This is a genomic window from Pseudomonas sp. zfem002 (assembly GCF_032621685.1).
GTDB classification, from domain to species: Bacteria; Pseudomonadota; Gammaproteobacteria; order Pseudomonadales; family Pseudomonadaceae; genus Aquipseudomonas; species Aquipseudomonas japonica.
Genome location: NZ_JAVYJH010000016.1, coordinates 18,692 through 35,288, shown reverse-complemented (window position 1 = coordinate 35,288; position 16,597 = coordinate 18,692). Strand labels below are relative to the sequence as shown.

Sequence of the window (16,597 nt, the reverse complement as noted above, 5' to 3'; positions counted from 1 at the left end):
GAATCATCATGACGAACCAACCCCGAACGACGGTGGTGGGCCACGCCCTGCTGTCGTTCTTTCCGGAAATCGACGCCAGCACCCGCGAGCTGGTGCAGACGGCCCTGCTGTTCGCTCAGCGGGCGACCGACGATGTACTCGCCGACGGCCTGGTGAAGGACGGCTACGCCTACTACCGCAATCAGTTGAAGAGCCTGGGCTGGGATGCCACGCCACCGCCGCTGTCCTACGTCCCGGACCTGCGGCGCTGTCGGATGCTGGACGCGGCATTGGCGCAGATCGGCGCCGTGACCGACCAGCGGATGGCGGAGGTGACGCGGTTTTCCATCGACAGGCTGCAACGCAGCGGCAAGGCCTTGCTGCGTTTCGAAGAGCGTTCGCTGGAGCGCTCGGCCTTCCAGTTGCTGCCCTGTCGGGTGAGCCAGCCGGGTTATGTGGATCTGGTGCTCTATCACCAGACCCTGGAATCAGCGGACCGCTGCCGCGGTTTTCTGTTCTTCGAACGGGTCGCCACGGGGGCCAGGGCCGACCTGGTGCGTTTCAACCCGCGTCTGTTCGAAACGACCTATGCCGGGCGGCTTCGCGAGCGCCTGACCCGGGCGCTGCTGGAGGAAATCCACGAGCTCTGACGCCGTGGCTCAGGACACCAGGTAGCCCTTGATCCCGGTAAAGATGATCTGCGCCGCCAGGGCGCAGACGAACAGGCCCATCAGCCGGCTGACGATCTGCAGACCCTGGTCGCCGAGGATCTTCTCGATGCGGTTGGACAGGTAGAGCACCAGGCCGACGGTGACGCTGGCCAGGGCGATACTGACGATCGCCAGTGCCTTGTCGTCCCAGTGCGGCTGGCTGACCCCCATCACCAGCAGGGCGCCGATGGTGCCGGGGCCGACGGTGAGGGGAATGGTCAGCGGCACGATGGTCACATCCTGCTGCACGTTGTCGGTCTGCACCGCCGACTTGCCCTGGGCCATGCCCAGCGCCGAAATGAACAGCACGCTGCCGGCACCGATGCGGAATGCATCCGGGGTGATGCCGAACACGCCGAAGATCACGCGCCCGAACAGGTACAGCAGGACGCTGGCCACCAGCACGCCGGTCGCCACCTTCCAGGCCAGGTGCTTGCGCTCCTTGCTGGAGTAGCCGCGGGTCAGGCTGATGAAACAGGACAGGACGAAAAACGGGCTGTAGAGCACGAGCATCTTCAGGTAAACGCTGAACAACTCATGGAGCATGGTCTGGGCTCGCGAAAGGACAAGGGCGGGAAGTGTATCAGTGTGACGCCGGCGCGCCTGCGGCGGCGCGTGCCTGTTCGCGACGGGCGATCCAGTGCTCGACCACCTCGCGCAGTTGCGACAGTTCCACCGGCTTGGACATGTGTCCGTCCATGCCGGCCAGGCGCGCGCGCTCCTTGTGCTCGGCGAGGATGTGCGCGGTCAGCGCTACCACCGGCGTGCGCGGGCGTTCCATGCTGGCTTCCCAGGCACGCAGTTGCTGGGTGGCGGAGAAGCCGTCGAGGATCGGCATTTCGCAGTCCATCAGCACCAGGTCGTACTGCCTGGCCTTCATCGCCTTGAGCGCTTCCTCACCGTTGCTGGCGGTGTCCGGTTCGATGCTGAGCTTGCCCAGCATGCCGCGGATGACCTTGGTGGAAATGCTGTTGTCCTCGGCGACGAGAATACGGAAGTCCGCCGGCAGCTCGATCGGTACCGGTTTCGGCGCCGGCGCCAGGCCCGGCGGTGGCGCCTTGCTGCGCTGCGCCAGCTCTTCGGCGAGGGTGGTCTTGAGCGTGTAGCCGGCCACCGGCTTGGCGAGGATGCGTTTGACCCCGGCATTGCGCGCGATGATCTTGCTCGGCGCGTTGCTGATGCCGGTGAGCATGACCAGCAGGATATCGTGGTTCAGGCTCGGGTCTTCCTTGATCTTCGCGGCCAGTTGCATGCCGGTCATGCCGGGCATGTTCTGATCCAGCAGCACCGCATCGAAGTAATCGCGCAGGTGCGCCTTGGTCCGCAGCAGGGCCAGGGCTTCCTTGCCCGACGGCACGGCACTGACGTTCATGCCCCAGGCGCCGCACTGCTGCACCAGGACCTTGCGGCAGGTGTCGTTGTCGTCCACCACCAGGACCCGCGCCCCGCGTAGCGAGGCGTCGAGGTCGGTGGCCGGCTGCTCCAGGCGCTGCGAGTCGAGGGGCAGGGTCAGCCACAGGGTGTTGCCCTGGCTGTGGCTGGTCTTGATGCCGAACTCGCCCTGCATCAGGTTGACCAGCTGCTTGGCGATGACCAGGCCGAGGTGGCCGCCGAGCTTGTTGCTCGACAGGAAGTGCTTGCTGTGCAGCTCGGCCTGCAGCAGGGCGTCGCGCTCGGCCGCCTGCATGGCTTCGCCGCAGTCCTGGACGGCGATGCGCAGGCGCGGGCGGTCGCCACGCTGGTCGAGGGCCACCACCAGCAGGATCTCGCCGTGGTCGGTCTTCTTCAGGGCATTGTCGAGCAGGCTGAGCATGGCCTGGCGCAGGCGGGTCGGGTCGCCGCTGATGACCCGCGGCACCTGGGGCTGGGTGAAGCTGATCAGCTCGATATTCTGCTGCTCGGCCTTGGCCCGGAAGATGCCCAGGCAGTCTTCGATCAGGGCGTTGAGGTCGAACTGCACGTCGTCCAGCTCGATCTGTCCGGACTCCAGCTTGGAGATGTCGAGGATCTCGTTGATCAGGGTCAGCAGCTCGTTGCCGGCACTGTGGATGGTCTGCACGTAGTCGCGTTGCTTGACCGACAGCGGCGTGCCGAGGAGCAGTTCGGTCATGCCCAGTACGCCGTTCATCGGGGTGCGGATCTCATGGCTGATCTTGGCCAGGAACTCGGCCTTGGCGTTGATCTCGGCGTTGCTCGCCGCCTGCTCGCGGCTGGCGCTGAAGCGTGCCTCGCTGATGCTGCGCAGGCGCTCGCTGACCGACAGGTTGAGCAGCAGGCCGCTGAGCACGGTGAGGCCGAGCAGAATGAACAGCAGGATCTGCGTCGGCGTGCGGGTCAGGCCGAGCAGGGCCGGCAGCACCACCAGGCAGCCGAGGTTGAAGATCAGCATGGCCAGGGCGAACAGCCGCGCCGGGGCGAAGCCCTTGTACCAGTGATAGCTGGCGACCCCGAGCATGCTCAGGCAACCCAGGGCCACCAGGGCGTAGGTCATCAGGTTCAGGGGCAGGGTGTCGACGAACAGCAGCAACAGTCCGCAGATCACCACCAGCAGCATCTGGCCCTGCAGCAGGCGGTTGACCCGGGACGGGCCGAGGGGGGCGAAGAAGCGCTGGGTGAAGGCCAGTCCGCAGAGGGTGGCGAGCATCACCGTGAGGTAGGCCGCCGGGGTCTGCGCGGCGTGCCAGAGGTTCCACGGGCCGCTGAGGTTGAGCAGGATCAGCGCGCTGAGCAGCATCAGCAGGTGGTAGCCGGCCAGCCACAGGCTGCTGGCCGAGCGGGAATAGGCGAAACGGGTCAGGTTGTGCAGGGCGAGCATGCCCAGGCAGCCGAACAGCAGGCCGAACAGCAGCGCGCGGCGCTGGTCGGCGGCGGCCTCGACCGCGGGCAGCAGGCTGATGCCGGGACGCAACTGGTGCTCGGACACCAGGCGCAGGTAAACGTCCAACGCCACGGGGCTGGCGGGCAGGGAAAGGAGTTGGTCGTTGCTGCTCAGGGTCAACAGGCCGCTGTCGCTGCGCCGCCCGTTGTGGGTCTGCAGCAGCAGGTTGTTGCCGTCGAGTACGTAGAGGTCCAGGCGCGACAGGTCCGGGGCGAAGACGCGGATCACCTGTTCCTGCTGGCCGGGGGCCAGGCGGTAATGCAGCCAGAGCGCCTGGTTGGGGGCGGCGGCGTCGAGCTGGTTGAGATCGATGGGGCTGAACTGGTTGCGGTAGCGTTCGGAGCGGATGTCGCCGAGTTGCAGATTGGCCTGGCTGTCGAGCAGAACGGCCCAGCCGCTGCCGGACTCGGCCATGGCCGGGGGCAGACAGAACAGGGTCAGCAGGCTGACGAGGGTTCCAATGGCAATCCTGAGCCAACGCACGACTATATCCCTTCCTCGCGTGATGCCGGTGTACAACTATGCGCGGCGTGCCAAGGCGAAGGCAAGGCCCCTCCGGGGCCCTGCCGAGGTGTCGGGTGGCGCGCCGCAGGGGCGCCGCGCTCCCGAACCCGTGGATTACTCCTGATGCTCGCCACGCTCACGGGCGATGGCGCGATAGCCGATGTCCTTGCGGTAGAACGCGCCGTCCCAGTCGAGTTCCGCGGCCAGGCGGTAGGCCTGCTGCTGTGCGGCTTCGACGGTATCGCCCAGGGCGGTGGCGCAGAGCACGCGACCGCCGCTGGTGACGACCTGGCCGTCCTGCAGCGCGGTACCGGCATGGAACACCTTGCCTTGCAGCGCGGCGGCAGCCTGCAGCCCCTTGATCGGCGCACCCTTGGCGTAGTCGCCTGGGTAACCGCCGGCGGCCAGCACCACGCCCAGGCTCGGACGCGGATCCCAGCGCGCTTCGATCTTGTCCAGGGCCTTGGCCAGCGCGGCCTCGACCAGCAGGACCAGGCTCGATTCCAGACGCAGCATGACCGGCTGGGTTTCCGGATCACCGAAACGGCAGTTGAACTCGATGACCTTCGGGTTCCCGGCCTTGTCGATCATCAGACCAGCATAGAGGAAACCGGTGTAGACGTTGCCTTCGGCGGCCATGCCGCGCACGGTCGGGTAGATCACCTGGTCCATGACGCGCTGGTGCACGTCGGCGGTGACCACCGGTGCCGGGGAGTAGGCGCCCATGCCGCCGGTGTTCGGACCGGTGTCGGCGTCGCCGACGCGCTTGTGGTCCTGGCTGGTGGCCATCGGCAGCACGTTGGCGCCGTCGACCATGACGATGAAGCTGGCTTCCTCGCCGTCTAGGAACTCCTCGATGACCACGCGCGAACCGGCGTCACCGAAGGCATTGCCGGCGAGCATGTCGCGCACGGCGTCCTCGGCTTCGGCCAGGGTCATGGCGACGATCACGCCCTTGCCGGCGGCCAGGCCGTCGGCCTTGATCACGATCGGTGCGCCTTTCTCGCGCAGGTAGGCCAGGGCCGGCTCGATCTCGGTGAAGTTCTGGTAGTCGGCGGTCGGAATCTGGTGACGCGCCAGGAAATCCTTGGTGAAGGCCTTGGAGCCTTCCAGCTGGGCGGCGCCGGCGGTCGGGCCGAAGCAGTCCAGGCCGCGCTTGCGGAACAGGTCGACGACACCGGCGACCAGCGGTGCTTCCGGGCCGACGATGGTCAGGGCGACGTTCTTCTCGGCGAAGTCGGCCAGTTGCTCAAGGGCCAGGACGTCGATGGCGACGTTCTCGCACTTGGCTTCGGTGGCGGTGCCGGCGTTGCCCGGGGCGACGAAGACTTTCTCGATGCGCGGGTCCTGGGCGACTTTCCAGGCCAGGGCGTGCTCGCGGCCGCCGCTGCCGATGATCAAAACGTTCATGTCAAAACCTCAAGGTTTCCGAAGGGCTGTCCTTCGCTGTGTATTCGCTGTGCGAGGCCGCACTGAAGCAGATGCCTGCTTCAGTGCGGCCGATTGCCGTAAATCAGTGGCGGAAGTGGCGCATGCCGGTGAAGACCATGGCGATGCCCGCTTCATCAGCAGCGGCAATGACTTCGGCATCGCGCATCGAGCCACCTGGCTGGATGACTGCGGTGATACCCACTTTAGCTGCGTTGTCGATGCCGTCGCGGAACGGGAAGAAGGCGTCCGACGCCATGACCGCGCCCTGCACCTGCAGGCCGGCGTGCTCGGCCTTGATCGCGGCGATGCGTGCGGAGTTGACGCGGCTCATCTGGCCGGCGCCGACACCGATGGTCTGGCGGTTCTTGGCGTAGACGATGGCGTTGGACTTGACGAACTTGGCCACTTTCCAGGCGAAGATCAGGTCGTGGATTTCCTGCTCGCTCGGGGCGCGCTGGGTCACCACCTTGAGGTCGCCCTCGGTGATCATGCCGATGTCACGGCTCTGCACCAGCAGGCCGCCGGTAACGCGCTTGTAGTCCCAGGCGGCGGCACGTTCGGCCGACCACTCGCCGCAGGCCAGCAGGCGTACGTTGGCCTTGGCCGCGACCACGGAGCGTGCTTCCTCGCTGACGCTCGGGGCGATGATGACTTCGACGAACTGGCGCTCGACGATGGCGCGGGCGGTTTCGCCGTCCAGCTCGCGGTTGAAGGCGATGATGCCGCCGAAGGCCGATTCGGTGTCGGTGGCGTAGGCCAGCTCGTAGGCCTGGCGGATGCCGCCTTCAGGGCTGACTGCGACGCCGCACGGGTTGGCGTGCTTGACGATGACGCAGGCCGGCTTGACGAAGCTCTTCACGCATTCCAGCGCGGCGTCGGTATCGGCCACGTTGTTGTACGACAGCTCCTTGCCCTGCAGCTGCACCGCGGTGGCGATGCCGGTTTCCGACGGCTTGGCCTCGACGTAGAACGCCGCGCTCTGGTGCGGGTTCTCGCCGTAGCGCATTTCCTGGGCCTTGATGAACTGGCTGTTGAAGGTGCGCGGGAATTCGCTGCGGCCTTCGGTGCTCAGGGTCTCGGCGGCCTGGTTCACGGTGCCCATGTAGTTGGCGATCATGCCGTCGTAGGCGGCGGTGTGCTCGAACGCCTTGAGCATCAGGTCGAAGCGCTGGGCGTAGGTCAGGCCACCGGCCTTGAGGTTTTCCAGGACGCTGGCGTAGTCGCTGGCGTTGACCACGATGGCCACGTCCTTGTGGTTCTTGGCCGCGGAACGGACCATGGTCGGGCCGCCGATGTCGATGTTCTCGATGGCGGTCGGCAGGTCGCAACCCGGCTTGGAGATGGTGGCTTCGAACGGGTACAGGTTGACGGCGACCAGGTCGATCGGCTTGATCCCGTGCTCCTGCATGATGGCGTCGTCGGTGCCGCGACGACCGAGGATGCCGCCGTGGATTTTCGGATGCAGGGTCTTGACCCGGCCGTCCATCATTTCCGCGAAGCCGGTGTAGTCGGCGACTTCGACCGCGGCGACGCCGTTGTCCTGGAGCAGCTTGAAGGTGCCGCCGGTAGACAGGATCTCGACGCCAAGGCCTTGCAGCTCACGGGCGAATTCGAGGATCCCGGTCTTGTCGGAAACGCTGATCAGGGCACGGCGGATCGGCAGGCGGGTAGTCTGGTCGGTCATTTCAGATTCCATAACGCGGTGGAGTCAGCAAAAAAGGCGACCTCACGGTGGAGTCGCCTTTTCTGGTTGGGATTCATGCTTACAGCAGGTCGTACTGCTTGAGTTTCTTGCGCAAGGTGCCGCGGTTCAGCCCCAGCAGCTCGCTGGCCTTGGTCTGGTTGCCCTTGACGTAGTTCATCACGCTTTCGAGCAAGGGGGCCTCGACTTCCGAGAGCACCAGGTTGTACACGTCCGTGACAGCAGCGCCTTCGAGGTGGGCGAAATAGTTGTGCAGCGCCTTCTCCACGCTTCCGCGAAGGGTCTGGCCCTCTTCGCTGGGGGTATTGAGGTGCTGTTTCAGGTTGACGTTGTCGCTCACGGGCGTTGTTCCACTCACTAAAGTCTCGGTCATCGTCGTCATGCGGCCACCCCTTGTCCGTCCTCTGTCTCAAGGCTCTGTTGCCGTTCGCTGAAGAACAGGCGAACGTCGGCGCATTGCGCGTGTGTGTCTTCCAGACGATTGAACCGGGCGCGAAACTCCCTTGCCCCCGGTAACGTCGCCAGATACCAGCCAACGTGCTTGCGGGCGATGCGTACGCCCATTACATCGCCATAGAAGGCGTGCAGCGCTGCCAGGTGTTCCAGCAGAATCCGTTCCACCTCGCCCAGCGCCAGCGCCGGCAGCGTCTCGCCGGTGCGCAGGTAGTGCTCGATCTCGCGAAAGATCCAGGGACGCCCCTGGGCGGCACGTCCGATCAACAGGCCATCGACGCCGGTGCTGTCGAGCACCTGGCGGGCCTTTTGCGGCGAGGTGATGTCGCCATTGGCGAATACCGGGATCGACACCGCCTGCTTGATCGCAGCGATGGTGTCGTATTCGGCTTCGCCGGTGTACAGGTCGGCGCGGGTACGGCCATGCACGGCCAGCGCCTGGATCCCGGCCTGCTCGGCGATCTTCGCCACGGTCAGGCCGTTCTTGTTGTCGCGGTCCCAGCCAGTGCGGATCTTCAGGGTCACTGGCACCTCCACCGCGGCGACCACCGCATGGAGGATTTCACTGACCAGCACTTCATCTTTCAATAAAGCAGAGCCTGCAGCCTTGTTGCAGACTTTTTTTGCCGGACAGCCCATGTTGATATCGATGATCTGCGCACCCAGCTCGACGTTGGCGCGGGCCGCCGCGGCGAGCATCTGCGCGTCGCCACCGGCGATCTGCACCGAGCGCGGCTCGGGGTCGCCTTCATGGATCATGCGCAGGCGCGATTTGCGGCTGTTCCACAGGCTCATGTCGCTGCTGACCATTTCCGACACTACGAGACCCGCGCCCATCCGTCGGCAAAGCTGGCGAAAAGGCTGGTCCGTGACCCCGGCCATCGGGGCGAGGATCAGGTTGTTCTGCAGTTCGTATGGGCCGATGCGTACCGCCGACATAGGAGTTCCCTGTTGTGGGGCCGGATCATGAGAGTTCGAAAAAGGGTGGGCATGATACCCGCTCTCGATGACCGGATAAAGATGAATCTGGATAAAATCTGAACAGTTGCGCCTATGGGGAGGACGGCAATCGACGTGTGCCCGACGCCGGAAAGCCGGCGTCGGGCAGCGCGGATCACTCGGGCGAGCGGAAGCTGAGGCTGTAGTTCACGGCCTTGGGCCCCGGATCGAGAATGTCCAGGGCGATGTGGATCGGGGTCTGGCTGGGCATCTCGGCCTTGCCGGCCAGCTCGCCGCTGAGGTACTCGGCGGGCTTGAAGCGACGGCTGGCGATCAACTGGCCGTTGAGGTCGGCGAAACGCAGCTCCAGCAGCGGAAACGGCTGCGAGAACGACGCCCGGTTGTAGATGATCGCGTCCACCACCAGCGCGCCCTTGAAGTCAGGATGGCTGCGCACCACCAGGTTGCTGCTCTTGATCCTGGCGATATCGACCTTGGACGGCACTTCACAGCCGAGGGTCGGGCAGATCTCCTGGAACCAGGGGCGGTACTGGTCCTGGCGGGCCAGTTCGTCGTAGTGGTACCAGATGTACTGGCCCGCCAGGGCGGCGGCGGCGAGCAGGATCAGGAACAGCCAGAGCAGGCGCTTGCCGAGGTTGCTGCGCGGTTTCTGCCAGTCCAGTTGCAGCGGGTCGTCGACCAGGTCGATCAGGGGCTCCTTGCGCGGCGACCGGGAAGGTTCGGCGAGTGCGCCGAGCGCGGGGTCGCGACGCTCGTCGGCGGCGATGTCGTCCTGATCGTCGTCGCGGGCCGACAGGCGCGGCACGCCGTCGGTCGGATCCTCGTCATCGGCCGCGAGGGGCGCCGAGCGCGTCAGCGGCACGTCGTCCTCCGCCGCCGTCAGGTCCAGGGACAGTGACGGCTCGGTGCGTTCGTCGGCCAGCGGCTCGTCGAGCAGCTGCGCCGCGGTTTGCACTTCCTGCAGCGGCGGCTCGTCGAGCGTCGGCTCGTGGACCTCGGGTTCGCTGCTGGCGGCGCCGAACAGGCCATCCTCGAGCAGTTCGTCGCTGCGCGGATCGTCGCGCTGGGCGCTGAGGCTGTCGTCGCGCCGCGGGGGCGCATGGAAGTCCACGCTGGGCTGGATTTCGCGCTGTTCGAGACGGGCCAGCTCACGGTCGAGGTCGAGCTGGTCGAGGTCCAGGTCGGCCAGTTCGACATCGTTCCAGTGCTTCGTTGCCGATGCGGGCGCCGCGGGTTGCTCCGGCGGTACGTCTGGCACTGGTTCTGGCTGCGGTGCGGCAGGCGGCTCGGCTGCCGCCACCGCCGGCGGCGCGATGGGCGCCGGGGCGGGATCAGGCGCGGGCGCCGGTTGCAGCGCGGCATTCTGCTCCAGCAACTGGCGGGCGGCGTTGAACACTTGCAGGCAATTACCGCAGCGGACGACACCACGAGCCACGCTCAACTGATTGTGGCTGACGCGAAAGCTGGTCTGGCAATGCGGGCACTGGGTGACGAAACTGTCGGTCATGCGGCGGTCCGGAGGGGTGAGCTGAAAACTAGTCTAGTTAACGACGACGACCGCTGATGCGCACCCAGCCATCGCGGACGACGATCGGGTCGAGGTCGAAGTCCGCCACGTAGGCCGCGGCCACTTCCTCGCCCTGTTCGGCGAGGATGCCGGACAGCGCCAGCAGGCCGCCCGGACGCACCAGGCCGCTGAGCTGCGGCGCCAGCGACACCAGCGGACCGGCGAGGATGTTGGCGACCAGCACATCGGCCTGCATGGCCGGCATCTGCTCGGGCAGGTACAGGTCGAAGTCCGCTTCGGCGATGCCGTTGCGTCCGGCGTTGTCACGTGAGGCCTCCAGGGCCTGCACGTCGATATCGGTACCGGTGGCGCGGCGCGCGCCCAGCAGCAGCGCGGCGATGGCGAGGATGCCCGAGCCGCAGCCGAAGTCGAGGACGTTGGCGTCACTCAGATCCTGGCCGTCCAGCCACTCAAGGCACAGCGCGGTGGTCGGGTGGGTGCCGGTGCCGAAGGCCAGGCCCGGATCCAGCAGCAGGTTGACCGCATCGGGCTCCGGCGCCGCATGCCAGCTCGGCACGATCCACAGGCGCTGGCCGAAACGCATCGGCTGGAAGTTGTCCATCCAGCTGCGCTCCCAGTCCTGGTCGGCGATGACCTCGGCGTGGTGCTCCGGCAGTTCGGCGCCGGTCAGCAGTTGCAGGTGGGCGAACACTGCCTCGGGCTCGGCATCGGCCTCGAACAGCGCCAGCAGGTGGGTGTTGGACCACAGTGGCGTGGTGTTCAGGTCCGGCTCGAAGATCGGCTGGTCTTCGGCGTCCATGAAGGTCACGGAAACCGCGCCCACTTCCAGCAGGGCGTCTTCATAGGTTTCGGCCTGTTCCGGAGTGATAGCCAGACGAACTTGTAACCAGGGCATGGGGGTACCTTCACCAGGGAGATTCAGCACAGTGCTGCGAAAGCCCGCCAGTGTACGCCAGCCAGGCTGCAAAGTGGATAACCCGCGCCTGGCGTCACGGCCCTAACTATCTATCACCTCCCAACGGCATCGCTCGCTCACCCTCCATGGCTCCATTCAACAAGGAGTCAGATGATGAGCATCGACCTAACCGACGGGCCTGGACGCCTGTCGTTGCTGGAGTTGACGCGCTGGGAACTGTGGATTCACCGGTTCTTCGATGGGCAACCGTTCTTCGAGATGTTCGCCCGCGAGCAACTAATGTTGCATCTGCGCACCTACCATCCCCAGGGCGACGTGGCGCCCTCGTTTCCCGAGGCACTGCTGGAGGCCTTGCTGCAGCGGCTGATCGACGGCCAGTTGCCGTCGTTCGAGGAGCAGCCGCAGGGGATCCTCAGCCAGCTGGCCGGCGCGCTGCCTGCGGAAACCCGCGTGGAACAGGCCGACGAGCGTCGGCAGAGCATCCTGCAGACCATCGAGGGCGTCGCCCCGGGCGTGGTGGGTGACTACTGCGAGTCCTTGCAGCGGCAGTGGCAGCAGCGCCCGGCCGGGCTCGATGGCGGCAGCGTCATCGGCGAGAAATTCCTCGCTCGCCAGGAGGCGCATTGCGCCGAGCTGAAATCCCTGTTTCGCCAGGAATCCTTGCAACGCTTCGATAGCCAGACCCTGCGGCAGCACATCAGCGACATGGAGGCGCGCTGGCGCGCGTCGTTCGAGGACGGCGGCGGGCTGCCCGACCGGGAGCGGCGGCAGATCGATGGCCTGATTCGCACTGCGCTGGGCGACTGGTTCGCCGGCCTGAGCCGCGACGAGCTGGACACCCTGCGCGATTTCCAGCAGCACGTCGCGCTCCTGCGCGAGCAGGTCCGCCTGCTGCTGGAAGACGTGGAATCGCTGTACGCCCACTCCCGGGTAGAGATCATCGCGCGGGCCCGGGCGGTGCTTGGTGTGGAGCTCGAACCGGACGAACTACGGGTGGAAACGCGCCTGAACCATTCCGATTACCCGGCGAGTCGCACCACCCGGCTCGCCGAACTGGTCGCGGAAGGGCCGTTCGAGGCGGATCCGGGCAAGTCGCGCACCTTGTCGCGGGTGCAGGGCGCGCTCAACCAGAGCCTGCCGGACGACTTCCTCGGCGCCCTGCTGGCGCAGGTCGATCCGCGCGCCAGCTACCATCGCTGCCTGACCGAGCGCTACGCCCGTACCGATGTGCTGGCGGCGCTGTATGACCTGAACGATGTGTGCCTGCAGCAGAGCGCCTTCATCGCCCTCTGCAAGGGACACCTCAGTCGCGAGGGGCATGACCTGGTCATGCGGGTCCGCGCGGATAACGGCGTCGGCCGCGATGAGCCGGGCGAAAAGGTCACTGGCGTCTCGCAGTTCCCCGACGAACCCCTGGCGCAGCTGATGCTGTTCCATGGCGAAGACAGTAGCGGGCAACTGTCGGGGCTGGTGCTCTATGCCCCGGGCAAGCCGGATGGCCAGGAGTGGATCGAGCTGCCGTCGCTGCGCGCCCTGGCAGCGGAGCTGGGCGGATGGCTGCGCGACGAGGCGGGGACTCGCTACCTGCTCGACCGCCTGAACGTCAGCGGGCAGGCCAAGGCCGAGGCGTTCTACGCCAACGTGCGCGAGCGCCCGGAGCTCTGGGACCTGCGCCGTGACCATCGCGGCCCGCACTACGGCTATGCCGAGTGCAGTCGCCACCTGGTCGAACTGGGGCGGGACAATCACCTCGACCAGGTGGCCTGGTACGAGGCGCCGCGCTGGTTGCAGGAGCTGCCCGTGAGCAAGCGGCGCCTGATCGCCGGGCTCAATGAGGACCTGCGCCTGCTCAATGAGGCGATGCAGCAACGGGTCAGCGAGCAGGAAAGCTATCTGGCGTTCTCCAGGCGCACCGTCCAGGCCAGCCTCGCCAGCTACCTGAAGGACTGTGGCGTGGTCGGCGAGGTCGACCCGGAAACCATCCTCTTCGACTTCGTGCCGGGGCTGGACTCATCGGTAAAGATCACCCGCACCCTGCTCGATCTGGCCATGTACGGCCACGATGACAACTGGGGCCTGGACAACCCGCGGATGCCGGTACGCTCTTCCGTTGGCCAGGACCTGAGCAGGGTGCGGGCCGCCGATCTGGCGATCTGGCTGCGCGGTGTCTTCCTCGGCGAGCGTTACGCGGAGTCGCTGCGCAAGGAATTCCTCGATGCCAGCCATCCACAGTACGCCCCGCGTCGCGCCCTGCACCTGCGCATGGCGCGCACGACCCTGCTGCGCGATGTGCATGCGACCCATGGCAAGCAGATGATCACGGTCGATGAACGCGACTGGTTGCTCGGCGTGATCGAGCAGCTCGGCGAGGCCCGCCCGCTGCAGGGCGATTCGGCGGACAACATCGCCAGCAGCGGCGTGTTCCGTTTCACCCTCAACGGACGCAGGAGTGTCGGCCTGTACGTGTTCCGTCGCGTCGTCGGCGATGTCGCGCAGGATTGGCTGTATACCCCGCAGGCCCCCGACGGGCTGACGTTGCGCAAGTACCAGAGCTTCGTGGGCAGCGAGCGCGGGGCGATGCACGACTGGTACCTGCAGTACCTGCGTTTCGTCGATCGTCCGGCGGTGTCGCAATGGCTGGGGCAACTGGCGAAGGGCAAGGCCAGCCGCGATGCCCTGCGCGAAGGCAACCGCATCAGCGACTTCACGGCGGAGTACGACGAGCAACTGAAAAACCACATCAGCGATATCGAGGAAGTGACCCGCAGTCGCCACGAGGTGATCGTCGCGCAAGTGACCAAGGGCCTGCTGTATGCCGCCTTCCCCCTGAGCCTGGCGTTTCCGCCCCTGGGGTTCCTGCTCGATGCGGTGTTCATCGCCATCGGCAGCATCAAGGCGATCCGCAGCCACATGGCCAATGACGATGCCGCCGCGCTGGACCATTGGCTGGGGGTGGCCGCGACGCTCTGGGGCATCGCCCTGCCGGGTGCCTGGGGCGCGTTGACGCACGCCTCGCGCGCCGGGGTGCGCAAGGTCAGTGAGGTCAGTCGCTGGAACCAGGTCACCCAGCAGGCCCGGCCGGGCGTGCGCCAGGGCGAGCGCGCGCTGATTTCGGTACTGGACGAGCAGCGCGCCCTGAAAACCGTTCCGGACAACCTGCGCAGCATGGAGAAAGGCGGGGTCTGGCGCGGGGTGTTCCAGCGCAGCGACGACAGCGGGCAAGTGGCCTTCTACGTTCGCGATCGTGGCCGTTATTTCCAGGTGGTGCATGATCGTGAGTACCAGACCTTGCGCCTGATCGACCCACGCAGGCCCGATGCGCAATACCGCGTGCCGATCCGCCTCGGCCCGGGCAACCGTTGGCAGTTCAACGGGCAGGTCGGCCTGCGCGGTGGTGCACCGACGGTCTACCTGGGGCAGGTGCGGGAGGTGTTCGATGCCTTCCCTGCGCGCACCAATCCGCTGCCGGAGCGATGCGTGCTGCAGGGCGAAGGGCTGGTCGCCGGTTTCAACCCGGGCATCACCGACAACTACCTGTATTCGCTGAACATCGAAAGCTGCGTGGTGGCTTGCCTGTACAACCCGGTGACCCGCTGTGGGGCGATGATCCATATCGATCACAACATCGGCCGGCTGATCGACGACGCGCTGGACTCGGCGCTGAGCGGGATTCGCCAGGGCGGGGAAGAGGGGCGGATCAGTGCGACCCTGGTCGGTGGCGACTGGCTGTCGTCCGGCGCGGACATCGGCGGCCCGATTCGCTCGGCGCTGGCCCACCGGGGGATCATGGCGGACTGGGATCACTGGTCGTATTCGTCGTGCTTCGGCAACATCTACGGGGTTCGCCTCGACCTCGTCGATGGCGCGGCCAGCGTCTTCACCAGTACCCGCTCCAGCGTGCAGCGGGTGATCGACCCGATCCTGCTGGATGCCACCCGTGGTGCCCAGAGCGACCTGGCCCGGCGGGCCATGCGCTTTCTCCAGCGTTTCCGCGAGGATCCGCTGGTGCAGACCGGCAGTGGCGCCGTCACGACCCTCGGCGGCAAGCCGGCAAGCGCGTCGCAGATCAGGGCGCAGGCATTGCTGCTGACCACCCTGGACCGTTGAGCCCAACGAAAAAGCCCCGAACCTGGGTTCGGGGCTTTTCACATTCAACGCAAGGTGCAACCGGCGGGATTACTCCGAAGCCAGCTTGTGCTCCAGGTAGTGAATGTTGACGCCGCCCTTGCAGAAGGCTTCGTCACGGACCAGATCACGGTGCAGCGGGATGTTGGTCTTGATCCCGTCGACGACGATTTCGTCCAGGGCATTGCGCATGCGTGCCATGGCTTCGTCGCGGTCCTTGCCGTAGGTGATCAGCTTGCCGATCAGCGAGTCGTAGTTCGGCGGAACGGTGTAGCCGCTGTACAGGTGCGAATCGACGCGAACGCCGTTGCCGCCCGGAGCGTGGAAGTGCTTGACCGTGCCTGGGCTCGGGATGAACTTCTTCGGATCCTCGGCGTTGATCCGGCACTCCAGGGCGTGACCGCGGATGACCACGTCGTCCTGGGTGAACGACAGCTTGTTGCCAGCGGCGATGCTGAGCATCTCCTTGACGATGTCGATACCGGTGACCATTTCCGAAACCGGGTGCTCTACCTGCACGCGAGTGTTCATCTCGATGAAGTAGAAGCGGCCGTTCTCGTAGAGGAACTCGAAGGTGCCGGCGCCACGGTAGCCGATCTCGATGCACGCCTGGACGCAGCGGGCGAAGACTTCCTGGCGGGCCTTCTCGTCGATGCCCGGAGCCGGGGCTTCTTCCAGTACCTTCTGGTGACGGCGCTGCAGCGAGCAGTCACGGTCGCCCAGGTGCACGGCGTTGCCCTGGCCGTCGGAGAGAACCTGGACTTCCACGTGACGTGGGTTGGTCAGGAACTTCTCCAGGTAGACCATCGGGTTGCCGAAGGCGGCACCGGCTTCGGTACGGGTCAGCTTGGCCGAGGAAATCAGGTCCTCTTCCTTGTGCACCACGCGCATGCCGCGACCACCACCGCCACCGGCGGCCTTGATGATCACTGGGTAGCCAACCTCGCGGGCGATTGCCAGCGCGGTTTCTTCGTCTTCCGGCAGTGGGCCGTCGGAACCCGGTACGGTCGGTACACCGGCCTGGATCATGGCGTGCTTGGCCGATACCTTGTCGCCCATCAGGCGGATGGTGTCGGCTTTCGGGCCGATGAAGGCGAAGCCGGATTTCTCTACCTGTTCGGCGAAGTCGGCGTTTTCCGCGAGGAAGCCATAGCCAGGGTGAATGGCGGTGGCACCGGTGACTTCGGCGGCGGCGATGATCGCCGGGATGTGCAGGTAGGATTCCTTGGACGACGCCGGGCCAATGCACACGGACTCGTCAGCCAGGCCCAGGTGCATCAGCTCGCGGTCGGCCGTGGAGTGTACGGCGACGGTCTTGATGCCCAGTTCCTTGCAGGCACGCAGGATACGCAGGGCAATTTCGCCGCGGTTGGCGATCAGAACTTTTTCCAACATCGCAGGCTCTCCGCGG

Annotated in this window: 11 protein-coding genes; 2 read left to right on the top strand and 9 right to left on the bottom strand. The window is 66.0% G+C overall.

The window, feature by feature from the left end; genetic code table 11:
• Nucleotides 1-8 precede the first annotated feature (8 nt).
• Entirely contained in the window at nucleotides 9-629 is a 621-nt protein-coding gene (locus tag RTI28_RS18370; RefSeq protein WP_316921781.1) for a hypothetical protein, read from the top strand.
• Between the two features lie 9 nt (nucleotides 630-638).
• Here RTI28_RS18370 and RTI28_RS18365 read toward each other — a convergent pair whose 3' ends face one another.
• From RTI28_RS18365 to prmA, 8 genes are all read right to left on the bottom strand, one after another.
• Nucleotides 639-1,235 (bottom strand): MarC family protein, encoded by a 597-nt coding sequence (locus RTI28_RS18365; RefSeq protein ID WP_042128018.1) that lies wholly within the window; start codon nucleotides 1,233-1,235, stop codon nucleotides 639-641.
• Between the two features lie 37 nt (nucleotides 1,236-1,272).
• On the bottom strand, nucleotides 1,273-4,050 hold the full coding sequence (locus RTI28_RS18360) for a hybrid sensor histidine kinase/response regulator (RefSeq protein ID WP_316921780.1): 2,778 nt from the start codon (nucleotides 4,048-4,050) through the stop codon (nucleotides 1,273-1,275).
• Between the two features lie 135 nt (nucleotides 4,051-4,185).
• Nucleotides 4,186-5,481, bottom strand: a complete 1,296-nt coding sequence (gene purD, locus RTI28_RS18355) for a phosphoribosylamine--glycine ligase (protein ID WP_316921779.1) — start codon at nucleotides 5,479-5,481, stop codon at nucleotides 4,186-4,188.
• Between the two features lie 103 nt (nucleotides 5,482-5,584).
• Nucleotides 5,585-7,186, bottom strand: a complete 1,602-nt coding sequence (purH, locus tag RTI28_RS18350) for a bifunctional phosphoribosylaminoimidazolecarboxamide formyltransferase/IMP cyclohydrolase (protein ID WP_316921778.1) — start codon at nucleotides 7,184-7,186, stop codon at nucleotides 5,585-5,587.
• Nucleotides 7,187-7,265: 79 nt separating this feature from the next.
• Nucleotides 7,266-7,586: a DNA-binding transcriptional regulator Fis gene (fis, locus tag RTI28_RS18345; protein ID WP_042128011.1), complete on the bottom strand. Its 321-nt coding sequence runs from the start codon at nucleotides 7,584-7,586 to the stop codon at nucleotides 7,266-7,268.
• A complete protein-coding gene (gene dusB, locus RTI28_RS18340; protein WP_042128009.1) occupies nucleotides 7,583-8,596 on the bottom strand; it encodes a tRNA dihydrouridine synthase DusB in 1,014 nt (337 codons plus the stop codon). The genes fis and dusB overlap by 4 nt, the downstream gene beginning before the upstream one ends.
• 175 nt (nucleotides 8,597-8,771) lie before the next feature.
• A complete protein-coding gene (locus RTI28_RS18335) occupies nucleotides 8,772-10,124 on the bottom strand; it encodes a DUF3426 domain-containing protein (protein ID WP_316921777.1) in 1,353 nt (450 codons plus the stop codon).
• A gap of 37 nt (nucleotides 10,125-10,161) precedes the next feature.
• Complete coding sequence (prmA, locus tag RTI28_RS18330) at nucleotides 10,162-11,040, bottom strand: 50S ribosomal protein L11 methyltransferase (protein ID WP_316921776.1); 879 nt, start codon at nucleotides 11,038-11,040, stop codon at nucleotides 10,162-10,164.
• A gap of 174 nt (nucleotides 11,041-11,214) precedes the next feature.
• On the opposite strand from prmA, the gene RTI28_RS18325 reads away from it, so the two are divergent.
• The gene (locus RTI28_RS18325) at nucleotides 11,215-15,168 is read left to right on the top strand and encodes a dermonecrotic toxin domain-containing protein (protein ID WP_316921775.1); all 3,954 of its coding nucleotides are present in this window, start codon (nucleotides 11,215-11,217) and stop codon (nucleotides 15,166-15,168) included.
• 69 nt (nucleotides 15,169-15,237) lie between these two features.
• Here RTI28_RS18325 and accC read toward each other — a convergent pair whose 3' ends face one another.
• Nucleotides 15,238-16,581 (bottom strand): acetyl-CoA carboxylase biotin carboxylase subunit, encoded by a 1,344-nt coding sequence (gene accC, locus RTI28_RS18320; protein ID WP_316921774.1) that lies wholly within the window; start codon nucleotides 16,579-16,581, stop codon nucleotides 15,238-15,240.
• Nucleotides 16,582-16,597 lie beyond the last annotated feature (16 nt).

Bases quoted from the DNA above. Each gene is read 5' to 3' on its own strand.
- RTI28_RS18370 (WP_316921781.1), top strand. From the start codon at position 9: ATGACGAACCAACCCCGAACGACGGTGGTGGGCCACGCCCTGCTGTCG.
- RTI28_RS18365 (WP_042128018.1), bottom strand. From the start codon at position 1,235: ATGCTCCATGAGTTGTTCAGCGTTTACCTGAAGATGCTCGTGCTCTAC.
- purD (WP_316921779.1), bottom strand. From the start codon at position 5,481: ATGAACGTTTTGATCATCGGCAGCGGCGGCCGCGAGCACGCCCTGGCC.
- purH (WP_316921778.1), bottom strand. From the start codon at position 7,186: ATGACCGACCAGACTACCCGCCTGCCGATCCGCCGTGCCCTGATCAGC.
- fis (WP_042128011.1), bottom strand. From the start codon at position 7,586: ATGACGACGATGACCGAGACTTTAGTGAGTGGAACAACGCCCGTGAGC.
- dusB (WP_042128009.1), bottom strand. From the start codon at position 8,596: ATGTCGGCGGTACGCATCGGCCCATACGAACTGCAGAACAACCTGATC.
- RTI28_RS18335 (WP_316921777.1), bottom strand. From the start codon at position 10,124: ATGACCGACAGTTTCGTCACCCAGTGCCCGCATTGCCAGACCAGCTTT.
- prmA (WP_316921776.1), bottom strand. From the start codon at position 11,040: ATGCCCTGGTTACAAGTTCGTCTGGCTATCACTCCGGAACAGGCCGAA.
- RTI28_RS18325 (WP_316921775.1), top strand. From the start codon at position 11,215: ATGAGCATCGACCTAACCGACGGGCCTGGACGCCTGTCGTTGCTGGAG.
- accC (WP_316921774.1), bottom strand. From the start codon at position 16,581: ATGTTGGAAAAAGTTCTGATCGCCAACCGCGGCGAAATTGCCCTGCGT.